Raw genomic sequence first — 21,411 nt, 5'->3', positions numbered from 1 at the left:
GCGGAAGAGACGAAGAGAGGGTTGCGATGAAAGCGACGATCAATGGCGTCCGGATTGCTGGGCTCCATGCCGCGGTGCCGACGCAGCGTCATTCCTTCGTCGAAACGCCGGAAATGTTTTCGCCGGAAGAGGCGCGGAAACTCGCGACCTCGATCGGCGTCCGGGAGCGGCGGATCGCGCCGCCCAATATGCTGGCGTCGGACCTTGCGGTCGCAGCGGCGGAGCGCCTCCTGGCCGACCTCGACTGGGATCCGTCGACGATCGACGCGATCGTGTTCGTGACGCAGGGTCCGGACTATCTGCTGCCGGCGACCGCTTGCCTGATGCAGAAGCGCCTGGGCTTACCGACGAGCTGTGCTGCATTCGACGTCAACCTCGGTTGCTCCGGCTACGTCTATGGCCTGTGGCTCGTCTCGCAATTGCTCGCAGGGTCGCAGGGACGGCGAGCCCTGCTGCTCTGCGGGGACGTGAGCTCGCGCCTGCTGCTGCCAGGCGATCGCTCGACTCGCCCGCTCTTCGGCGATGCCGGCGCCGCCACGGCGCTCGAGCGGTCGGACGAGGCCGCGCCCATCCATGTGACCGTCGGCACCGATGCGCGTGGCGCCGAGCATATCTCGATCAAAGCCGGCGGCCTTCGGCACAACCTGGTGCCGGTGCTGCGCGGCGGCGAGGCCGGCACGCTTTACGAGGACGCGCATCTGCATCTGAATGGGCCGGAGATCTTCACCTTCACGCTCCGCATCGTGCCGGCGCTGGTGCGCGACATCCTCGACCACGCCGGCTGCGACCTCGACGCGATCGACTATTGCGTCATGCACCAGGCGAACAAGTTCATCCTCGAGCATCTGCGCAACAAGACCAAGATCCCGCCCGGGAAATTCATCATCGACATGGAGAGCTTCGGCAACACAAGCTCCGCCTCGATCCCGCTGGCGATCTGCCATTCGCTGTCCGAGCCGGTTGCGACGCGGCGCCCGAAGCTGCTCCTCGGCGGCTTCGGCGTCGGCTGGTCCTGGGGCGGCATGGTCCTCGACATCGGGCCGATCGTGACGCCGGGCGTGATCGAAGTGCCGGAAGATTTCCCGCGGCTGGCGCTCTAAGCCTTGTCACCCCCCTCGCCCTGCGCGCTCGCCGACCGGCGCATCCTCGTCACCGGCGCCTCGGTCGACAGCGACATCGGCCGTGGGATCGCGAGCGAGCTCGCCCGGAACGGCGCGCGGCTCGTCCTGGCCGGCCGGCGGGTCGAGGCGCTCGAAGCGACCAAAGCACTGCTCCCGGCCGCGGAGCAGCATCTCGTTGCGCCTTATGATCTCACCGAGCTCGATGGCATTCCGGCCTGGGTCAGGCAGATCGCCGAAAGCGGCGGCCCGCTCGGCGGCATCGTCCATAGCGCCTCCCACCAAGGCTATTCGCCCTTGAGCAAGATCGGCGCCGCCGAGTTCGACCGCTATTTCTCGATCAATGTCGGGGCCGCGATCCTGCTGGCACGTGCGCTCCGGCAGAGAGGCGTCGCCGCTCCGGGCGCCTCGATCGTCTATATCGGCTCGGTTGCGGGCTTGCGCGGGCAGAAGGGCCGGACGCTCTATGCCGCGTCCAAGGCGGCGCTCGTTGCCGTGACGCGCTCGGTCGCTCTTGAGCTCGCCGACCTCGGCATCCGCGCCAATTGCGTGGCCCCCGCAATCGTCAAGGGGGCACAGGCGAAGAAGCATTTCTCAATGCTATCGGCCGAGCAGAATGCCGCCCTCGCCGCCGCTCATCCGCTCGGGATCGGCATGCCTGGAGACGTGGCGCATGCCGTCTCGTTCCTGCTGTCCGACGCCGCGCGCTGGATCACAGGGACGGTCCTCCCGGTCGACGGCGGATTCATGGCGCAATGAGCACGATTACACAGCCTCGCAGCGCGCCCGGCCGCCTGAAGCCAGAGTATGTCCAGGTCGATGGCGCCGAGATCGGCCTGCTTCGCATGGGCTCGCCGGACCGGCCGCCCGTCCTGCTCGTCCACGGCTTCTCCGGCGACATGCTAACCTGGCAGTTCAATGTCGCCCCGCTCGCCCGTGACCGCCATGTCGTGGCCATCGACCTACCGGGGCATGGATTGTCGAGCGCGGCTCCCGGCATCGGCCCTTGGCGGGACATGGCCCATTGGCTCGCCCGGGCGATCGGGACGTTGGGCCTCGACCGGCCGCATCTCATCGGCCATTCGCTTGGCGGGCGCCTTGCTTTGGGGGTCGTCGAGCTCGACCTGATAGAGGCACGCAGCCTGACCTTGATCTCATGCGCCGCAATCTCGCCGGAGCACGACTACGGGTTCCTGAAGCGGCTCTCCGAGGTGTCGAGCTTGGACGAGGCGACCGCCTGCTCGCGACATCTGTTTGGCGGGGCCGCAATCGACGTGACGCGCTTTGCCCGCGGGTTGCTCGCCAAGATCGCAGTGCCGGAGGCTCGTGCCGCCATGGCTGAATTCCTGCGGCAGAACTTCGACGCGTGCTGCACCATGGATGTGATGCCAACCGATTGGCGCCGGATCTCCTGTCCGCTACAGCTCATCTGGGGGCACGATGACCAAGTCGTTCCCCTGCCCGGCCCAGCATGGCTGCCGACCGACGCGCCGATCCATCTGCTGGACGCGGTCGGCCACCTGCCGCATCTAGCGGCGGCGGACTGGGTGAATGCGCTTCTGGGCGACTTTGTGAGGCGAGCGGATGAACCTGTTCGCTCAGCCGGCTGAGCTCATCGAGCCGGTCGCGGCGTACCATGAGCGGCGCGGAATGCGTCAATCGTGCGCCGAAAGCCGTCCTCGATCGGCACCTGTGATTTGAAGCCCAATAGATTACGAGCCAGGGAAACATCGAACAACCGCTTGCCAATCGTCCGCGGCTTGCTCGGATCGAAATGGATCTCGGCCCCAACATACTCGTCCGCGCGGATCGCTGTCTGGACGATCTCGTGGATGGAATAGCCGCGACCGCTAGCGATATTCACGACGAAATGGCGCCTGTCGATGGCAAGGGCACGTAGCGCGCCCTCGACGAAATCATCGATATAGATGAGATCGCGGACATCGGTCCCGTCGCCCCAAACGACAATCGGTGCGTGACGTTCAATCACGCGCCGGATCTGCGCGGCCGTCACGTGCGAACGCGCAAAATCCCATTTATCGCCGGGTCCATAGACGTTCGAGGGGCGGACGACAATCGTTGTCATGGGCCGATCGGCGATCCGCTCGGCGTAGATCCGACACAAGATTTCCGTGTACCGCTTCATCCAGCCGACTGGGTAGTAGACGGGTGGCGGGTCGCCGCGAAACATCTCGTCCTCGCGCAGCGGATGATCTTCTCCAAGGTCCGGATAGGCAGCGCCGCTGCTGATGAACAGGAACCTCTCGACCCCGGCATGGTGCGCGGCTTCGAGCATGCGGGCATTCATGATCACGTTCGGCGTAACGTGAACCAGCGGCGTGCTCGTGATGGCGGCGGCGCCGGAGGTGTTGGCGGCGCACATGAGCACGTAGTCGGCGCCCACGCAGGCCGACGCGCAGGCCTGCTCATCCTCCAAATCCACGCGCAACCATTCCAGATTGGCGTGGTGATAGTCTGGAGCACGCGAGAGATGGCAGCCCCGGACCAGGGCGCCAAGCTCGACCAGCCGACGCGTGAGCGCCCCTCCCAGAAAGCCGCTCGCCCCCGCCACGAGGATCTTCCTGCCAGCAAACATCAGCCGACGCCTTGGTCGCGCTCCGATGTGATCGGGTCGCGGACCGGCCACCAGATATTCAAGGCAGGATCGTTCCAAGCCAGCGTAAACTGTGACGCTCTGTCGTATTCAGTCGTCTGTTTATAGTGGAAGATAGCGGTCTCGCTTAGAACAACGTGGCCATTACCGAACCCCGGCGGCACAAGCACCTGCTTCCGGTTGGTGTCGGACAAAGTGAAACCCTGCCACTTCCCGAACTGCTGCGAGCCCGGGACGTTGTTCACGACGACGAAATAAAACCGACCGTAAAGACAGGAGATCAACTTCCATGTCTTGCGATCGCCGTGGATACCTCGCAACACGTGACGACTGGATACGGATATGTCGTCTTGCAAGAAATCCTGATCGACGCCCGCCTGTTCATAGAGCGTCCGGTTGTAAAGCTCCACGTAGTGGCCACGAAAATCTTCGAAGATCGTCGGCGGCTCGATCACAAGCACGCCATCCAAATCCGTCTTAGCAACCTTGACCATTACACTTCCGCCCCGGCGCCGTCGACGGCGCGATAGATAACCTCGACTGGATCCGTTAGGAGATCGACGGAAAGCCCCATCGTCGCCATCCCAAGCAAACAAAAAACCGCACTCTGCTCGATTTGACCGTCGGCCAGCAGCTGGCGAAATGCGGCGCGGTCCATCACCAGAGTTTCCGCCCCACTCTCTGCGGGACCGTCTGATTCCGCGCCCAAACCCAAAAAGAAATATTCCGACCACGAACATCGATTGGGCAGCAATCGGCCACGGCCCAGCCGATGGATCCGGCGACATCTATAGCCGGTCTCTTCCATGACCTCGCGCAAAGCCGCCGCTTCCGGCGTCTCCCCCGGATCGATGCTACCTGCCGGGATCTCGAGCGTCATCTGGCCGATGGCAGGACGAAATTGACGGACGAGCACGATTTCGCCGGTCCGCGTCAAAGGCAGGCAGATCGCTCCATCGGGGCCAGCCAGCCGATAATACGGTTGGCTCGCCGGATCCGCCCCAACGCTCTCCTCAATGACAAACCAAGGGGTCGAGAACGCCGACCGAAAACGCTCGCGCCCTTGAGCCACCTCAAACCTCTTCGAGATTGATCAGCGTCGAACCGCTAAAATCGAACCGTATCGGCACCTCGATCAGGTTCCTCAAGGCTGCCCGCACCTTATCCTGCGATCGTTCGGGCACATAAAAGGCCATGAAGCCCGCCTGCCCGGCCCCCAGCAGCTTGCCACCGAGCGCGCCAGCCGCACGAGCCGTATCGTAGATATCGTCGACCGTGTCGTTGGAGATGCTGCTGGTCAGGCTACGCTTGAGCAACCAGCTCTCGTGCAGCAGGTTCCCCATGTCATCGAGATCGCCGTTTTTCAGGATCGGGATCGCCTGATGCAGGATTTGCTCCATGGCCTCGATCTCCCGGCGCTTCGCATCGAGATTATCGATGAGCTTCTTTGCGAGGTCGGTCGAAAGCCGCGTCGTGCCCGCGAAAAACATCATGAGGCGGCCTTCGAGCAGTTCGCGCCGCTGCGGCGCAAGGCCGATGGGCTCCACCCCGATGGAACCATCCGTGTTGAATCGGATGACGTTGAGGCCGCCATAGGCCGCAGCCACCTGGTCTTGCGAACCGACATGGTCCTTGAGCCAGTTCTGTTCGAGATCGATCGCCGCCAACGCCAGTTCGTGCCTGGTCAGGCGCCGGCCGTGCATGGCACTTACCACGTTGATCATCCCGACGGCGAACGACGAGCTCGAACCGATGCCGGAGCGCGCCGGCAAATCGCCCTCGTGATGAAGCTCGATACCGTCCGCGTCCTTGTGTCCCAGCATTTGCAAACCGACGCGGACCGCGGGGTGCAAAATCTCGGAGATGGAATTCACCGTCTCGATATGGGACCAGACGATGCGATGCCGGATGCCGAAGAATGGCGGCAACCGCCGGCAGCTTATGTAGCAGTACTTGTTGATCGCGCCGGATAAAACGGCACCGCCATGCTTGAGGTACCACGCCGGATAATCGCTGCCGCCGCCGAAGAACGAGAGCCGAAACGGCGTTCTCGAAATGACATGCGGCTGAAGCTCGCGGTCGTCGTCAGGCCCTGCGCTTACCTGCCCAAGTTCCACGAGACTTCTTTCCGGACCATGGCTCCATTCGCGTCGTTTCATGACGGGAGCCGAAGCGGCGAGATCTAAGGAACGCACTTTGTGAGCTCCAGGTGTTAAACGGCGATCAGTTAAAGCATTAGTGACGAATTGTCTCCAGATCGTTAATACGACCTTGTCTCAGCGCGTGAGAAACCGCCCTCCCTCCGCCGCGATGCGCTGCCGCCAATAATCAAGCAGATCGCGCATTGTTGTCTCGAACGGAATGGCCGGCCGCCAGCCGGTGTGCGCCGCGAACTTGGCAACATTCGGCACCTGGAGATCCGCATCGATCGGCCGCAGACGCTCGGGATCCACCGCAACCTCGATCTCATGGCCGCGCGGCGAGAAGCTGAGCAAAGTATCCAGCAGATCCTTGATCGTACAGCTATAGCTGCCGCCGATGTTGTAATAGGCGCCCGGCACCGGATTGACCGTGACAAGCATGTAGTAGGCGCGAACCGCGTCGCGCACGTCGGCGATGGTCCGCATGGACTGGAGGTTGCCGACCTTCACCACCGGCGGGATCAGGCCGTGCTCGATCATCGCGATCTGCTTGGCAAAGGTCGATTCGGCGAACACGTCACCACGCCGCGGCCCGGTATGCGTGAACATGCGCGTCGTCATGACGGTCATGCCATAGGCCTCGGCATAGAATCGCCCGACGAGATCGGTGCCGACCTTGGAAATTGCATAAGGCGAGGCCGGGTGGAAGCTGCACTCCTCGTCGATTGGCAGCTTTTCCTTGGGCACCCGACCGAACACCTCGGACGAGGCGCAAACATGGATCACCGCCTTGGGCGCGAGCGTACGCAGCGCATCCAACACGCGCACGGTGCCCTGCACGTTGGTGTCGAGCGTATCGAGCGGGGATTCGAAGCTGGTGCGCGGGAAGCTCTGCGCCGCCAGATGGAAGACATAGTCGGGCTTCGACTTGGCAACCACATCCTGGATCGACAGCGTGTCACGCAGATCGCCGTTCAGGAGATGGGCACGGTCGCCCCGATTGATGCGGTCGATGATCGGGGCGAGATTGTCGAGCGGGCTGCGCCAGCGGCACATGCCATAGATGTCCCAATCCGTTTCCCTGAGCAGGAATTCGGCGAGATGGGAGCCCACCATGCCGGTGATGCCGGTGATCAACGCTCGAGGAGATGCCACGACTGAACCTCTATAAGCCCATGATCCTTGCCTGATATATAACAGGACGGCCAGGGGCCTGTCGGGGTTATCGATGTCGAAGCACTACAATACCATTTCACATTCGGCTGCCTTCAAAGCCACATCGCTCGCAGCCGAGTTCTCCCGCGCCCCCCTCGGGTTCGTCGATGTCGGCGCGCGGGGCGGGGTTCATGACCTCGTCGCACCGATCGCCGACATCACTACGGTTCTCGCCTTTGAGCCGGATGAGGAAGCCTGCAAAGGCCTGCTCGCCAACCAAGCGCTGGTGACGCCTTGGGCGGACTTCCGACTCGAACCCCTCGGCTTGGGCGAGTTTGCCGGACCGGCAAGACTGCACCTGACAGCGGCGCCGACGAACCACTCGCTTCTACCGGGCAACGGACCGTTCATCGAGCGGTACAGGATGGAGAAGTTTGCCCCCGTCGGCACGACCGACCTTCAGATCACCACTCTCGACCAAGTCATATTTGGCGCTAAACAATCTCAGACGCCGCACGGCGAGATCATCAAGCTCGACACCCAGGGAACAGAGCTTGCGATACTGCGCGGTGCTGAAAAAACGCTGCGAGAACATACGATCGCCGTCGTTTCCGAAGTCGAATTTTGTCAAATTTATCAAGATCAGCCGTTGTTTTCGGAGATGGAGCTCTATCTTCGCGCACTGGGCTTTTCCTTTTATGGATTTCAATCGATCCATCTGCGTTCAGGGAAGCGGATCGACAAGGCTCGAGCGCGCGGCCGCGAGCGTGCGCTGTGGGCTGAAGCCGTGTTCTTCAAGGATCCGCTGCAGGGCTCGGCAGTCCCCGTCGCGCTGCCCGAACGCAGCAGGAAAGCCTTGGTCCTGGCCGCCATGGCCCTTGGCTATTTCGACTTCGCGCTGGAACTGGCGCTCGCCTCCTGGGCCACGGGAGATGAGGCGGAGCAGATCAATTCGCTCATCAAGACGCTCGCCGCCGTGGATTCCAATGATGCGGTCGCAGCAGTCGAAGCACTGACGGCAGCGGTAACGGCAAGCCCGGAACACGCCCACCTCCTGCTCGGGCGCTTCATCGATCGACGCCGATGGTCGTGGGACTATGATGATGTCCCGCCGCAATCGGGCGAACCACAACTGCTCCCGTAGTGAACGACTCAAGACTACGGAATTTGCTTGCTCGATAAGGATGAACGGATCCGCCAACATGATAGCGCCAGCCTCTCGGTTTACTTTTGCTGCCAACGCCAACGCGGCCGAGCAGGAGTTCGACGAACAAGGCTTCTTCGTCGAGCCCGATGTCTTCGATGTTGCAGAGGTCGACGCGCTCGTTGCCGCAAGCCGGGACTTCGACAACGCCAAGAATGGCAGCCTGCTCCCGACGATGAACCCTCATCGCATGGTCCCGATTTTTTGCCAGGCCGCCCAGAAACCCCGTCTGGTCCAGATTATTGCGCGCTTAGTGGGCGGCCGTCCGATGGGCTTGCAGACGGAGTTTTTCTTCGGGCGGCCGGGCACGAAGGGATTTACTCCTCACCAAGACAACTTCTATGTGCAAGCCCCTTTAGGCGCCTTTGCCTCGGCGTGGCTCGCCTTGGACGACGTCGATCTCGCGAACGGCTGCCTCAATATCTACCCCGGTTCTCACAAATTCGGACTGCTCGAGGTCTCCGCAGTTGAGCAAACCTCTACCTTCGGACAGGATCCGGACGCAAATCGTCTGGCGTGCGCCATTCCAAATCAAATCTCCCCAGTCTGCGTTCCGGCACGCCGCGGCTCTGTAATTTTTCTACACGGCCAGATTATTCATGAGTCCAACGACAACACTACAGCCGATCGCTCGCGCCGGGCTTTACTAATGACTTATATACGTGAGGGGGTTGATTTCAACAAAGGCCGGTCGGCTGGGCGGCAAACATTTCAAGTGACGTAGCCGCCGAGCAGTAGCCAAGCCCAATCCTGCGATCAAACGAGACAGCGCCAGGCGAGGATCGAGTTCGCTTCGACAAGAGTGCTGCCGAATGGGACTCTGCGCGCCTCGATGATCTCGATCTTTCCGGCTGCTTGCTCGCCCTCCAGCACCGGCAACAAGCCAGCCAGGAAGTTTCTCTTCCGGTGGATCGCCAAAGCCGTATAGTCGACCAAGTTTTCTGGATCGTACCATTCAACGATCGGCTCGGCATGCAGAACGAGCGACGGCTTCATCGAAATCAAATATTTTAAAAAGTCGCCGAATCGGTCGCCAACCTGCTCCAGCGCTCCGATCGTGACAACAGCAGATCCTTCCTCAATCTCGAAATCATAATCCGGATTGAAGAAGTCGAAAACACGACCAAATACATTGTAGCGCTGATATTCCCTCATCTTGTCGATAATCGCAACGGACTCAGGCACCCAGTCCGAACCAAAAATCCTGGATTCCGGAAATATTTCCGCCAACGTATTGATGTTGAAGCCGGAGCCGCAGCCAAATTCATATATATTTGGAAATCCGGCCAGATACCGTCGAAAAAGACCTTTTCTAAATATCTTTACGAATTTGATCTCAAACTCTGGATCCAAAGAGAACGCAAAGTTCTTGTGAATCCTTAGCGGAATACCGCTGCGAAAATATTTTGGAATGAGGGAGGAAACGCTGCCTCGCGACGACGTGAACTCGTCGAGATTTTCTCGCCAGCCAGCATGCCACCGGGACCGATCACCTTCTCGCGCTATCGAGTAGTTGCCGGTCTCCAGCCGCTTCAGGCAGTCGAGAATGACGGCATCTCTTTGCTCGTCTGCCAACGGTTGATAGCGCCAATCTCCCGCCCCTATCGCTGCGATCTCGTCAGCATGAAGAGGCGCACCAACGGCTAGCTCGAAATCTTCGACAGAAAGGTGGCGTTGTTCCAGGCGTTGCATCTCAGATCTCACCTATCGAGGCACGGAGGCCTTCCTCAAAATAATTCAATTTTGTCTTTTGTCTGTATCACAGTTCGATCTCCGGCAGATTGGCGCGGGAACTGCCGACATCACGCCCAAAGAAATCCACATTCACCAGAAACTCATGCAACACGTCGGCTGTAGTTCTTTGGAGCGCCGGCAGTATTCGTAGCGCCCGAGCGTTATCGACCTTGGCGACCTGATAGTGATAAGCACCGTACCTCGGCGCAACTCCAAGCCAGTTCGCGACGTCGGCCAGCCGCAAATAACCTGTGCTCGCAATGTTGAAGATGCCGACGGTCTGAGTAGCGATTGCCGCCTCGATGAAATCGACCACCATATCGTGGGAGATGACGTTATACCGAGAGTCCGCGGCGAGAAATAATTTAGGCTCGGCTTCCAGCAAGAGACGAGTGAGGGACATCGGCCTCGCGTCGCGGCCGATCAACGTCGTCGGCCGAAGAACAAGATGACGGGGACAATGCTTGCGCACATAGGCCTCGGCGGCAAACTTCGTGACGCGGTAGGCGCCGGCCAGCTCCTCCCCTTTGACCTCGAAGTCCTCATCATAAGGGCCGCCGCTCACAGGATAGAGATCGACTGTGGAAACATAGACGAATAGACAATGCGGAACGCTGGCGAGCGTTCTGGTTAGCAATATATTATCATCAATATAGTCGTTGACATTGCCTGCATCAATCGATTTCGCAGAATTGACAGCGCAGTGCACGATCACGTCGTAATAGTTCGACGAGACAGCCCCAAGGTCCGTATCGCGTTCGAAAGCCTCCCCGCCCATCCTTTCAAGGACGCGGCGGCCCAAGCCGCGACGGGTACCCGATATCAGCATTCTCATACGGGGACGCTCATCTTCAGAGAGGAAACAAATCACGTTGCCCAGTGGCGACGCACGGAAGTGGGCCCAGTTCGCTCGCGCGCACCTTCTCCTCGATATCCGTTGTGGGCAGCATGCCAGGATTGACCATAGAGACCGACGGATGACTCAAAGCAATAGCGCAAGGCAATTTGATACGCCGCGTGCGGTGCCCCGCTGACGATCGCAACCTAGAATAAGTTTTTTCGCTTATCTTGCAAATTATCGCCATCATGAGTTGCGGATCTTTTTTTTTAGGTTATTCGTCCTTTGGACTATCCCCTGGAGGAACGCCGATATGAATCGAACCCTTGTTGCAGGCTTGGCAGCTCTCCTCTTTTCCAGTTCGGTCCATGCAGAAGAACGGATCGGCGCTTCATATTTCGCTGCGACGATCCCGGCCAACTCGACAGCGACAGTATTTGCCGCATCAGCCAACGTGAGCGGAGCATCCGTCAGAACGGCGAGCATCGCAACATCCGGCTCAAACAGTTATCTGCAAGCCGATTTTCCCGACGGCACACATCGGGTCATCTATGCTGTCGAGGCTGTCGCTGGGCAGGCTTCCTTTGGGATGATGGCATATCCGATCTTGCTTCCGCCTAACGTGGGCCTCTCCATCAGCAACGTTGGCGCTGCCAGCCAGGGTTTTGTCACCTACGACTTGCACTAACGGCAGGTTCCTCTGACGCATTGCTGGACGGTCTAAGGAGCTAATCGCTCAGGCGGGCGCTCCACCAGCAAATTCTCCAACATCTCGATTCGCGAGCGATCTTCGGCCGGCAACGGCCCGAAATCGCTCGCACGCACGTTTTCCTGCACGTCAGCCGCACCGAGCATTCCCGGAATCACGGTTGAGACCTCCGGATAACTCAGGCAATAGCGCAATGCGATTTGCGCTCGCGTTCCTTCAGTCCCCGGCATCATGCAGCCGAAAGCGTCATCCGCCCCGTCGATCCAACGCCCGACCTGCTGTGGCGACCAGCGGTTGCGGTGATCGCCCGGCCCGAAGCGCGTCTGCCGGTTGACCGCCCCGGACAAGAACCCCGAGCATAGCGGCGTGCGCGCGATGACCCCAAGCCTGCGCTCTGCTGCTCGAGCCAGCACGCCGTCCGTTACCGCACGGCGATCGAGCATATTGAGATTGACCTGGATAACCGAGATCGCGTCCAGCTCATCGAACGCCCACAGGTCGCGCGGGCTTGCGAGTGAGATGCCGAGCGCCCGGACCCGCCCATCGTCGAGAAAGCCCCCAAGCACCTTGATCGCCGCAGGCCATTTCTCGAGCAGGGACGGCGGGGGGCTGTGCAACTGCAATAAGTCGAGCCGGTCGGTGCCCAAGCGCGCCAGGCTCGCGTCGAGCGAGGCTTCGAGGTGGCGCTCGCTGAAATCGGCAGGCTGGTCGTAACGGGTCATGCCGACCTTGCTCGCGATGATCACGCGATCCCGTCGCCCGCGAATGAATGTGCCGATCAAGCGTTCGCTATGGCCGTAGCCATACACGTCAGCGGTATCGAAGAAGTTGACGCCCAGCTCGAAGGCGCGCTCGAGCGCCTCGAGCGAGGCCGCGTCCTCGGTTTCGCCATAGGACGTGGAGCCGGGCGTCGTTCCGCCGATGCCCCAGGCCCCGAAGCCGATTTCCGAGACGGAGAGACCGCTCGAGCCCAATGACCGATAGCGCATGATCCGTTCTCGAACCGGCTCAGAAATGGCCCGCCAGTTGTGGCTCCATGACGCTGTTCTGGTAGAGATAGGCGCCCTTCTTGTTGCCCCACCAGACGACCTCGCGACACCACCCATCGAAATCGTCCCACGACTGGCTGGCGCGGTCGATGTGCAGGCGCGCGGGCGCGGGCGTCAAATCAACCGGCTCGTTGCCGAGCACGCCGCGATAGAGCGACGCCACATTGAAGCGCGTGGCAACGGTCAGGCTGTCTTTGACGAATGGCTGCTTCAGGGAGGCACGGTTGAGCAGGATGGCATCCTCGAGCGGCTCCAAGGATTGATGCGGCGCCCGCGCCGCCACCAGCTCGGAGAGGATCGTCCGCATCTCGCCATAGAAGGCATCGAAATTGCCTTCGGCCGTCAGCCTGATGAACATGTATTCGTCGGCCGGCCAATAGATGCCGAGCCATTCTTCGGAATAGACATATTCCGGGCCGCCCTGTTGGATCGATGCCGCCTCCGCCAGGAAGAAATCCCGGATGCCGGAGATCAACGGGAAGCGATCAGCCGGTGCGTCATGCACAGCCTGGATGATGGCGCGATAGCTGAGACCGGACAGTTCCCGCGTGACGACGATCGGCAGCTGGCACAGCTTGTCGAAATAGAGGAACGCCGTCATCCAGGCGAACGAGCGCGCCCGGCGCCAGTCGACCCGCGGCATGGAGGCCGTCGCGATCACCAGCGACTGCACCTCGGGCACATCGTCCTCGCTCACGAGCTTCTGGCCGTGGATGTTGATGATCTCGGACTCGATCACCTCCATGCCGAATTTCTGCTGATATCCGATGTCGCCCATCTCGGCGTTCGGCAGGATCGACAGGTTGTTGAACTGAATGCGATTGTGCTGGCCAGTCTCGATCAATGTGTTGATGCCGTCGGCGAACGAATCAAACGTCTCGCCGGGCAGGCCCAGGATCAGGTCCGAATAGGTTTCGACTTTGTCGCGGGCGAAGCGCCGTTGCAGTTCGGTGTAGGTATCGAGCGAGATGTTGTCGCGTTTGATGTTGACCAGCGTCGCCATGTCCACGGTCTGCATCGACAGCGCGACGCCCTTGTTGAGCCCGGCGTCCGACAGGATCTTTTGCGTCTCATAGGCGCGATCCGTCGCGTTCTTGGTGTTCTGCACCGAGAGCGCCCTCGGATAGCCGGTCTTGGCCTTGACCTCGGCGACATAGCTCGCGATGTCGACATCGCGCTTGAGGATGCCGAAATTGGCATCGCAGCAGAAAATATATTCGATCCGATTGCGCGCGAACCAGTCGACCTCCGCCTTCAGCCGGTCTTCTTCGAACTTATTGACCTTGGCCGCGGTCGCCGACCCCCAGTCGCAGAACGTGCATTGAAAGGGGCAGCCCCGGTTGGTCTCCCAAAGGCCGATCCAGCTTTCACCGGGCTCGGCGGCGATCAGGCGGTCTAACGTGCCGTCGAGAAACGGTGACGGGATCTCCTCGAGATCGCGGATCCGGGGCGCGTTCGGGTTGCGCCTGAGGCTGCCGTCACCATCCAGATAGCTGATGCCCGGAATGGCATCCCATGCCCGCGTCGGAAAGCATTCCAGGATCTGGAGAAAGGTCTTCTCACCTTCATTATGCACGACCAGATCGATGAACGGATGGTCCCGAAGGAATTGGGCCGGGTCGTCCGGCACATGAGGTCCGCCGAAAATGATCAACTGGTCCGGCTTCAGCGCCTTGAGGCGGCGGGCGATCTCTAGTGAGATCCGTCCGTTCCAGACGTAAGTGCTGAACCCGACGACATCGGCCTCGCGCAGCCGTTCGACCGCCTTGCCGACGGGCAGCCGCTTGTAGATCGACGGCAACATTCGATAGCGCGCGGGATCGGCCGCATATTTCCGCACATAGGATTCGAGCAGGCCGATCGAATAAGGCAGATAGTTCTGTCCAGAAAAGCTGTTGTTGATCTGCACCAGCCCTACGGCAACAGTGTCTCTTGACGCGGCGCCCATGCCTCATTCGTCCTTCTGCGGGGATCCCGAGGATAAAGAAGCCTCCTCCGAGATCACGGCGACCCGAGCTTCTATTAAAGGAAAGGAAGCGTTAACGCCGAGTTGAAGCAAACCGGCCTATCTTCGGCTAGAACGGCCCTTTGAAGTGCTTGTAGAAATCCGTCATGGATTTGGCGTCGAGTATCGGCACGCCATGGTCCTCGCGGCCGCGCACAAGACGGGCCGTCGCATCGACGAGCACATGCAGGTCGGGATAATACATATCTTCCAGCGCCTTGGCTGTCGGACAAGGGGCCGGCGCCATGCCGAGGGTGACGACTGGCGCCTTCAGCAGCCTAGGATCGCGCTCGGCCACAATGCGGCAGATCTCGGCACTGACGCCGTAAGGCTGCCAAGACGTGTCGGCAACGACCAGGCGACCGGTCTTGGCGATGCTATCCAAGATCATCTGATGGTCCGGATGGGAGATCGAATGGAGGTCGATGATCTCGCAGTCGATGCCATGCGCGGCAAGATGCGCCGCCGCCCGGCGCGCCTCCAGCACCATGATCGAGGTCGCCACGATGGTGACGTCACCACCGCTCCGTTCGACACGTGAGCCGAATGGATGGGGCACCGTCGCCTGCCGCGCCGTCTCGAACACCAAATCGTACATCAGTCGGTGCTCGAGCATGATGACCGGCCCCGCGTGATGGGCGATCGCGTGGGCATAGGACGAGACGATCGCTTCGGGCGTCGACGGCATCAGCACGACCAGACCCGGAATATGGGCGAACAACGACTGCAGGCTCTGGGAATGCTGCGCGCCCTGGCCCCAACTGCGGCCGATCACCATGCGCACCATCATTGGCACGTTGAACAGTCCGCCGAACATGTATTTGTACTTGGCGGCGAGATTGATGAGCTGATTGGCGGCCAGCAGGCCGAAATCCGCGCGGATGTGGATATTGATCGGATAGACGCCGTTCAATGCCGCGCCGATGCAGATGCCGGTCACCGAGTCCTCGGCGAGCGGCGTCTCGATCACTCGGCTGGGATGGGTTTCAGCCAAACCCAGCACGGTGCCGAAGATGCCTTTGAAATCGGTCACACCCTGGCCGATGATGATCGTGTTGTCGTGCTGGTCGAGCGCGCTGTGCATCGCGTGCGCCAGCGCCTCCCGATAGCTCATCTGTGCGGGAAGGCCGTTGTGGATCATGGTCATGGCGGTCTCGGCTCTCACAGGACATCCTTCAGCAACGCGCTTCGATCGGGCAAGGGTCCGGCTTCGGCAAAGGCGACCGCCTCGTCGATCTCCTTCATGATCGCCGGGGTCAGGTCGGCTACCAGGTCCGCGTCCGCGATCAGCGGGTCCTTGGCCATCCACGACTCGATCTCGGCCCGAGAGCGATAACCCGCGGCAAAATCCTCGCCCGGACCGACATGCTCCTTGTAACGGCGGGTCAGGATCTCGATGAAGCGTGGCCGGCCATCCCGCCGCATGGCCTCGACCGTAGCGCCAACCACATCGCCGACACGTAGGAAGTCATAGCCTTCCTCAATGCGGAGTGCCTCGATCCCATAAGTGCCGACATGGTCGATGATCCGGTAGGCTTGCCGTGCGTCGGGCCTCGTGTGGACCGCGAGTTCATTGTTTTCGCAGATGAAAAGCACCGGCAACTGATGGAGCGCAGCGAAATTGAGCGACTCGTGGTGGACCCCCTGCTCGGTCGCTCCATCGCCATATACCACGACGCTCAACTGTCCGGTCTTGCGCAGCCGCGCCGCAAGCGCTGAGCCCACGGCATGCGGAATGGTCGAGGCCACCACCGCCGACGCCCCCATCATGCCGACCTCTGGTGCCGCCAGATGCATGGAACCCGCCTTGCCGCCCGAGATGCCGTTGGCCCGCCCATAGAGTTCCGCCATCAGTTCCGGCAGCCGCCCGCCTTTGGCGATATAGAAGGCATGCCCACGGTAGGTCGTCGACAGCAGATCCTCGCGCGTCAGGCTCTCGCACACGCCGACGGCAACCGCTTCCTGGCCGATCGACAGATGTACGGGGCTTTGGATCTTATCGAACGGATAGAGCTCGATGAGCCGCTCCTCAAAGAGCCGGATGCGCAGCGCCTGCGCAAACAATGCCTCGTACCTACTCGTGCGGACCATCTTCTGAACCCTTGATGCAGTCTCGACGCTCAATGCTGTCCCACCAAACCCGGCGCTACACCCGACGCACCGCATCGCCCACCAACGTGCGGAATCGCTCGATGTCCACCGGGGAGAATTGATGCCGGCTGCCGTCCTTAAGGTTACGCTCGGACATCCGGCGCAACAGATCGCGACCCGTGATCAGCCGTCGGAGTGCAGCCTTGAAGGCAGCATAGAACTCGGCATCGCTCGGATGATCCACCGCGCCATAAAGTGCGCGCCAGTCGCTGCGAAAGCCGCCGCCCGAGACGACGTCCGCCAGTCGTTTTCGCCCCTCAACCACAAGGCCGTTAACCTCGTGGGAAACGAACTCAGCCGCGTAATGGCCATCCGAAACGACCGGAACCAGCCCGCGCTCCATTGCCTGGATCAGACCGTTGCGAAATGTCGCAATCGCCGGCGAAACAAAGATGTCGTTCTCCGCCAGCATCTCCTCGTATTCGGCTTGTGGGATGTACTCGCGCCGCCAGGTGATCGCCGGATGATGCTCGACCAGATCGGCAAGACGCGCAGACAGGCTGCGCGGCAACTGTCCGCACAGTATTAGCCGCAGGTGTGGGAACTCCTCGTAAAGCTCGGCGAAAGCATTGATCGCGTCGACACCGCCGCGCATGTAAAAGCCGTCCTCCGATGGCGCGAAGCTCGCAGCGAAAAGCAACGTTACGGTTGGCTCCTCGCCACGTGGGCGCAAGCGAGTGCTGATCTCAACATCGGGCTCGACGCTGGATAGGAAATTGATGAAATGCGCCTTCTGCCCGAGGCGAGGGTTGTCGAAGACCGCCGAGAGCAGGGACTTTTGGGTCTCGGTGTAGACCTGGAAGCCCAGGCAGGCCGGTGAATCGAGCTCATGGCCGATGATACGGAACAGCTCTTCGTCGTCCTCCGGGAAGCTCATGTGCTCGGTCGGACTGAACGGGTAAAACAGCATCGGCATGAAATCGAAAATGACAAAATACGGCAGTTCGCCAAGCGTCATGGTTTGCTGCAGGGCGAGCTCGATTGCGCACCCCTGATGATTGACGAGCAGGGTCGGAAAGCGGGAGGCGACATAGCGCGCAGCGGCACGACGGCCGACACCGATCCCGGCCGCCATCAGCCGCTCGACCGCAAAGGCTGCGCGAGGCAGCGCGTCAATCGCCGCCGCCAGCAACCCCGCGCCGTAGCTCTCTGGCCGATAGCGCGGGATCGGATCCAAATATTCGCAGAAACGAAAATAGAGCGGGTGCTCACCCCCAAGCGGCGCGATATGCGGCAGACGATTGGCCAGCAGGACACCGCCTTGTCCGTCAAACGCAGGCGGCAGCACGCGTGGATGTCTAACGATGATCGCAGCCGCTTCGGCACGAAGCCGAAGCTCGAGCCTTGGTTCGGCCAGAACGGCCTCCACGACCGGTATCAAAAGACGCCAGTCTTCCGGCGCTTGGCTTAGGGCGGTCATGCCGACGGCAAAGGCTTCTTCCAAAGCGCCGCTGCGCAGCAGGATCTGTGCCTGCCGGAACCAATCTTCATTCGAGGCTCCGCCACGAGCAAGATGCCGCCGACCGGCAACGACAGCCTCCGGGAAGCGTCCCATGCGAGCCCAGGCGACGCGCTCGAGCGCGTCACGATCGGGATGATCAGCCGGAATGGCGAGAGCCGCTGTCAGCGCGGCATCGTAGTCGCGACGCTGCAACAGATCGAAAACGGTCTTCGCCGCCGAGACTATCTGCTCGCCCGAATGACCGCTAGACATGCACAGCTTCCCCCTTCGCCCACTAACAGGACTGGCTCCGACCCAACAACCAGCCCGATCACCGCAACTACTGTCTGCCCGGTGAGAGAAAACAAATCGTTAAGCATCTATGATCGACGATGTGCCATTCCGGTGCTTACCACGCGGTTGGCCCGCACGCTTTCGCAGCCTGACCGTGGAGTGGGATCGAGATGAAGTCGGAACTCGTCGATTGCATAGTCCTCGCCGGCGGCAAGGGCACGCGCCTTGCGAGCGTATTGAGCGCCGTGCCAAAGCCCTTGGCCCCCGTTGCAGGTCGCCCCTTTCTCGATTACGTGCTGGATCGCCTGGCGGCGAGCGGCGTGATCGGCAGCGCCGTGCTGGCGCTCGGTCATCTCGCGGACCAAATCGTCGATCATTACAGTCGTTGTGCTCCGCCCCTGCCGGTGCGGATGACCGTCGAAAGCGAGCCGCTCGGCACAGGCGGGGCGTTGCGTCATGCCTTGCCACTGGTTACCACCGACACCCTTTTCGCGACCAACGGCGACTCGATCGTCTCGATCGACTGGCAGACCTTGCTCGACCACCATCGTCGAACGGGCGCCGGAGCCACGCTGGCGCTGGTATCAATCGCCGACGCGGCGCGTTTCGGTTCAGTGCGACTGGACGGCGATCGGGTCGTGGAGTTCATCGAGAAAAAGCCCGGCAAAGGCCTTATCAACGCGGGGATCTATGTTCTTTCCCGCGATCTGTTGGCGACGATCGCCCCAGGCCCCTGCTCTTTCGAACGCGATATTTTGCCCCATTGGGTCGAACGTGGCCTGGTCACAGGCGTTGCGGTGAGCGAAGAGCTCCTCGACATCGGCTTACCGGAGACTTACGCGGACGCTAGCCGTTTCCTCGCCAGACAGGGCAATCTGTCCGACGAATGGAAGGTGTAGGATCCGCAAGGATAGAGGACTATGCGCTGCGAGCGTTTTCCATTTCATTAACCCTCACTGCGCTAGTTCAATGAGCTGCCGACGCGCTTGAAATCACCGGACGCAGGACCCCCCATTGCCCTCCACCTCCCCCACCCCAGCCCCCGGCAGCCTGACGCGCGACGAGGCCGTGCGTGCGGCGCTGGCGGCGATTGCGGCGAATGATCTCGAGCGCGGCATCGCGCTGGCCCAGCAGGTGAACGCGCTCGAGCCCAACAGCAATGTCGGGCTGCATCTGGTGGGGCTGCTCTCGCTTCGGCTCAACGAGCCCGGCAAGGCGGTCGAGGCGTTCGAGGCGGCGCACAAGGTGGCGCCCGACGTGCGCGAGCATATCGATGCGCTCGCCATCGTGTTCTCCAAGACCGGCCGGCTCGTCGACGGCCTCTTCTACGGCAAGCTCGCGACCGCGGCGGCCCGGGACACCGGCATCCCAGGCATGCTGCCCGACTGGCTCGGCAGCTTCGACCAGGCCTTCTACAAGATCGCCGACCGGCCGCTCGTCAAGGAGGGGCAGAAGCTGCTCCTGGCCGGAAACTATGACGGCGCCTGCGAGGCGTTCCGGCGCGAGATCGAGGTCGATTCCCGCTCGCTCGAGGGCTGGCGCGGCTTCACGGAAGCGCTCTACCGCGCCCGCCGGCTGGACGACGCCCAGGTCGCGGCGGCGGCGCTCGTGTCGGTCAGCGACGTCTCGGCCAGCGATCGGCGTGCAGAGGATCTTTCGCTCCAGGCGTTGGTGCTCGGCGCCTGCGGCCGGTTCGACGAGGCGCTCGTCGCCGGGCGCGAGGCCGAATCGCTCGCTCCCGACGACGCGACCGTCGCCTGGCGCACGGTCCAGGCACAGGGCCGCAGGCCCGACCCGGACCGGGCAATGCTCGCCGCACTCGCCGAGCGCTGGGGCCAGCGCTTCCTCGCCCATGAGAGCCGGCCGAGTGCCGCGGCCCCGGCGGAGTTCGCGACACGCCGCGTGCGCATCGGCGTGATGTCGGGCCACTGGGGCCATGGCGAGGGGCTCGACCTCGTCATCCCGGCGTTCGAGCAGCTCGACCGCCGTCGGGTCGAGCTCTACGTCTACGCCGACGGCCTCATCGATGCCCCCCTCGCCCGACGGCTCCGTGCCCGCTCGAACGGCTGGCAGGACCTGACCGACCTCGATTTCGACACTGCCGGCCTCATGGTGCGCAACGACGCGCTCGACGTGCTGATCGATCTCGACGATCCGTTCGTCACCAACCATGCCGCGATCATCGCCCAGGCGCCGGCGCCGCATGTGCTGGCGCTCTATGCCGACCCGGCGGTGGCGCTGGCGGCAGGCTTCACCGGCGTCCTCGCCGACCCGGCCGCCCTCGGCACCGACATCGATCCAAGAGCGCTGATCCCGGTCGAAGGCGGGCTCGCGATCCAGCCGACCGACCTGCCGCCGCTCGATCTGGACGCCCTTCCGGTGCCCGCGGCCGCCCCGGGCGGGTTTGGCGGGGGCATTACGCTCGGCACGCTCGCCGAGGGCACGCAGATCGACGGCACGACGCTCGCCGCCTGGCGCGACATCCTGGCCGCCCGTCCAGACGCAACGCTGCTCGTCGATGTCGCCCAGCTGGGTGGCGAAGCATCGGTGCAGCGCATCGCCGGCCAACTGCCGCAGGGCCGGCTCCGGCTGTGCGAACCGGGCCCGATCCAGGCGTATCTGGCGACGGTCGACCTGCTGCTCGATCCGATCGGCAACCAGTTCGCCGACGGGCTGGTCGCCGCCGCGGCACAGGGCATTCTGGGTCTCACGTGCCGCCAGCGGTCGCCGCGCGCCAATCTGGTCGCTTCCTGGTTCGAGCGGATCGGCGCGGACGAGCTTCTCGCCCATGATGCCGAGGATTACCGCCGCAAGGCCATCGCCGCCATCGCCGATCCCGGCCTCAGCCGGCGCTTCGCCGAACGCGTCGCAGCCGACCGCGAACCTGCCGCGGCCCAGCAGGCCGACCGCCTGCTGAACGCCATCGCCCACCTCGTCAATACCCCGTCCCAGCTGTGA

At 62.0% G+C, this 21,411-nt stretch carries 20 protein-coding genes; 8 read left to right on the top strand and 12 right to left on the bottom strand.

The genetic code is table 11. The features are described from left to right. Positions 1-26: 26 nt before the first annotated feature. Genes IEY58_RS16295 through IEY58_RS16285 form a run of 3 tightly spaced genes read left to right on the top strand, consistent with a single transcriptional unit; the run spans position 27 to position 2,728 of the window. Entirely contained in the window at positions 27-1,100 is a 1,074-nt protein-coding gene (locus IEY58_RS16295) for a 3-oxoacyl-ACP synthase III family protein (protein ID WP_189047634.1), read from the top strand. 3 nt (positions 1,101-1,103) lie between these two features. After that, positions 1,104-1,877 carry an SDR family NAD(P)-dependent oxidoreductase gene (locus IEY58_RS16290; RefSeq protein WP_189047632.1) on the top strand — a complete coding sequence of 258 codons (774 nt, stop codon included), beginning with the start codon at positions 1,104-1,106 and terminating at the stop codon, positions 1,875-1,877. Next, positions 1,874-2,728 carry an alpha/beta fold hydrolase gene (locus tag IEY58_RS16285; protein ID WP_189047630.1) on the top strand — a complete coding sequence of 285 codons (855 nt, stop codon included), beginning with the start codon at positions 1,874-1,876 and terminating at the stop codon, positions 2,726-2,728. Before IEY58_RS16290 ends, IEY58_RS16285 begins: the two co-directional genes overlap by 4 nt. A gap of 2 nt (positions 2,729-2,730) precedes the next feature. Here IEY58_RS16285 and IEY58_RS16280 read toward each other — a convergent pair whose 3' ends face one another. The 5 genes from IEY58_RS16280 to IEY58_RS16260 all read right to left on the bottom strand — a co-directional run bounded on the left by IEY58_RS16280 (position 2,731) and on the right by IEY58_RS16260 (position 7,028). After that, positions 2,731-3,714 carry an NAD-dependent epimerase/dehydratase family protein gene (locus IEY58_RS16280; RefSeq protein ID WP_189047629.1) on the bottom strand — a complete coding sequence of 328 codons (984 nt, stop codon included), beginning with the start codon at positions 3,712-3,714 and terminating at the stop codon, positions 2,731-2,733. Beyond that, positions 3,714-4,226 (bottom strand): dTDP-4-dehydrorhamnose 3,5-epimerase family protein, encoded by a 513-nt coding sequence (locus IEY58_RS16275; RefSeq protein ID WP_189047627.1) that lies wholly within the window; start codon positions 4,224-4,226, stop codon positions 3,714-3,716. Before IEY58_RS16275 ends, IEY58_RS16280 begins: the two co-directional genes overlap by 1 nt. Beyond that, positions 4,226-4,804: an NUDIX hydrolase gene (locus IEY58_RS16270; RefSeq protein ID WP_189047625.1), complete on the bottom strand. Its 579-nt coding sequence runs from the start codon at positions 4,802-4,804 to the stop codon at positions 4,226-4,228. Before IEY58_RS16270 ends, IEY58_RS16275 begins: the two co-directional genes overlap by 1 nt. A gap of 1 nt (position 4,805) precedes the next feature. Next, entirely contained in the window at positions 4,806-5,849 is a 1,044-nt protein-coding gene (locus tag IEY58_RS16265; protein WP_229743756.1) for a GHMP family kinase ATP-binding protein, read from the bottom strand. 159 nt (positions 5,850-6,008) lie between these two features. Further along, positions 6,009-7,028: a GDP-mannose 4,6-dehydratase gene (locus tag IEY58_RS16260; protein WP_189047621.1), complete on the bottom strand. Its 1,020-nt coding sequence runs from the start codon at positions 7,026-7,028 to the stop codon at positions 6,009-6,011. Between the two features lie 73 nt (positions 7,029-7,101). On the opposite strand from IEY58_RS16260, the gene IEY58_RS16255 reads away from it, so the two are divergent. Next, a complete protein-coding gene (locus tag IEY58_RS16255; protein WP_189047620.1) occupies positions 7,102-8,172 on the top strand; it encodes an FkbM family methyltransferase in 1,071 nt (356 codons plus the stop codon). A 58-nt stretch (positions 8,173-8,230) separates the two neighbouring features. Beyond that, on the top strand, positions 8,231-8,956 hold the full coding sequence (locus tag IEY58_RS16250; RefSeq protein ID WP_189047618.1) for a phytanoyl-CoA dioxygenase family protein: 726 nt from the start codon (positions 8,231-8,233) through the stop codon (positions 8,954-8,956). Positions 8,957-8,988: 32 nt separating this feature from the next. On the opposite strand, the gene IEY58_RS16245 is transcribed toward IEY58_RS16250, so the two are convergent. After that, a complete protein-coding gene (locus IEY58_RS16245; protein ID WP_189047616.1) occupies positions 8,989-9,924 on the bottom strand; it encodes a hypothetical protein in 936 nt (311 codons plus the stop codon). 67 nt (positions 9,925-9,991) lie between these two features. Then, a complete protein-coding gene (locus IEY58_RS16240) occupies positions 9,992-10,801 on the bottom strand; it encodes an NAD-dependent epimerase/dehydratase family protein (protein WP_189047615.1) in 810 nt (269 codons plus the stop codon). Between the two features lie 316 nt (positions 10,802-11,117). Between IEY58_RS16240 and IEY58_RS16235 the strand changes: the two genes are divergently transcribed. After that, on the top strand, positions 11,118-11,492 hold the full coding sequence (locus IEY58_RS16235) for a hypothetical protein (protein ID WP_189047613.1): 375 nt from the start codon (positions 11,118-11,120) through the stop codon (positions 11,490-11,492). A 32-nt stretch (positions 11,493-11,524) separates the two neighbouring features. Here IEY58_RS16235 and IEY58_RS16230 read toward each other — a convergent pair whose 3' ends face one another. The 5 genes from IEY58_RS16230 to IEY58_RS16210 all read right to left on the bottom strand — a co-directional run bounded on the left by IEY58_RS16230 (position 11,525) and on the right by IEY58_RS16210 (position 18,432). Further along, the gene (locus IEY58_RS16230) at positions 11,525-12,502 is read right to left on the bottom strand and encodes an aldo/keto reductase (protein WP_189047611.1); all 978 of its coding nucleotides are present in this window, start codon (positions 12,500-12,502) and stop codon (positions 11,525-11,527) included. Between the two features lie 19 nt (positions 12,503-12,521). Further along, positions 12,522-14,510 carry a B12-binding domain-containing radical SAM protein gene (locus IEY58_RS16225; RefSeq protein WP_189047609.1) on the bottom strand — a complete coding sequence of 663 codons (1,989 nt, stop codon included), beginning with the start codon at positions 14,508-14,510 and terminating at the stop codon, positions 12,522-12,524. Positions 14,511-14,637: 127 nt separating this feature from the next. Then, positions 14,638-15,714, bottom strand: coding sequence for an alpha-ketoacid dehydrogenase subunit beta (locus IEY58_RS16220; protein WP_189047607.1), 1,077 nt, complete (start codon positions 15,712-15,714; stop codon positions 14,638-14,640). 14 nt (positions 15,715-15,728) lie between these two features. Beyond that, positions 15,729-16,733, bottom strand: coding sequence for a thiamine pyrophosphate-dependent dehydrogenase E1 component subunit alpha (locus tag IEY58_RS16215; RefSeq protein WP_189047605.1), 1,005 nt, complete (start codon positions 16,731-16,733; stop codon positions 15,729-15,731). Next, a complete protein-coding gene (locus tag IEY58_RS16210) occupies positions 16,714-18,432 on the bottom strand; it encodes a glycosyltransferase (RefSeq protein ID WP_189047603.1) in 1,719 nt (572 codons plus the stop codon). The genes IEY58_RS16215 and IEY58_RS16210 overlap by 20 nt, the downstream gene beginning before the upstream one ends. Before the next feature lie 191 nt (positions 18,433-18,623). Here IEY58_RS16210 and IEY58_RS16205 point away from each other — a divergent pair, with 191 nt between their 5' ends. Together IEY58_RS16205 and IEY58_RS16200 are read left to right on the top strand one after the other, a co-directional pair. Further along, the gene (locus tag IEY58_RS16205) at positions 18,624-19,352 is read left to right on the top strand and encodes a nucleotidyltransferase family protein (protein ID WP_189047602.1); all 729 of its coding nucleotides are present in this window, start codon (positions 18,624-18,626) and stop codon (positions 19,350-19,352) included. A 115-nt stretch (positions 19,353-19,467) separates the two neighbouring features. After that, positions 19,468-21,411, top strand: a complete 1,944-nt coding sequence (locus IEY58_RS16200) for a tetratricopeptide repeat protein (protein ID WP_189047600.1) — start codon at positions 19,468-19,470, stop codon at positions 21,409-21,411.

Origin of the sequence: Aliidongia dinghuensis (assembly GCF_014643535.1) — a bacterium.
Classification (GTDB): domain Bacteria; phylum Pseudomonadota; class Alphaproteobacteria; order ATCC43930; family CGMCC-115725; genus Aliidongia; species Aliidongia dinghuensis.
The sequence above is the reverse complement of the archived record's forward strand: the minus strand, read 5'-3'. Positions and strand labels throughout refer to the sequence as shown.